This window comes from Planococcus donghaensis MPA1U2 (assembly GCF_000189395.1).
GTDB classification, from domain to species: Bacteria; Bacillota; Bacilli; order Bacillales_A; family Planococcaceae; genus Planococcus; species Planococcus donghaensis_B.
In genome coordinates this window covers 1-391 of the sequence record NZ_AEPB01000055.1, presented here as the reverse complement: position 1 = coordinate 391, position 391 = coordinate 1, and the positions used below count along the sequence as shown (strand labels likewise).

Below are 391 nucleotides of genomic sequence, written 5' to 3'. Positions count from 1 at the left end.
GGCTACGTATGCGTCAAACGCGTTGATCAACTGATCGACGTGCATGTCCAATCCTTCTTGAACCGCTGCCGCTGGTAGTAAGCCACCTGTTGCCGAATCAAAGAATTTAGATTGTTCCACTTTGTATTCTTCGAGTTCTGCTAGCGCTTGCTCTTTGCCTTCTTGGTTGTCTTCAGCAGTCGCTGTTACGTAATCGACGAAATAGCCAATGTGTGATTTCCATACTTCGTCAAACTGTGCTGCGCCTTCGTCGCCGTAAACGGACCCAACTGCGGCAGATAAGTCATCGGCGTTCGCTAGTAACGCGCCCGCTGCTTGGTCAAAATCTTCTGCACTGTCGACGCCTTTACGCATTGCTTCGATTGCGAGGAAAGCATGCTCCGTTAATGTC

At 49.9% G+C, this 391-nt stretch carries 1 pseudogene; it reads right to left on the bottom strand.

Features of this window, described 5'->3' with window-relative positions:
* Window positions 1–391 (bottom strand): annotated as a pseudogene (locus GPDM_RS14610) (copper amine oxidase); the annotation flags it as partial.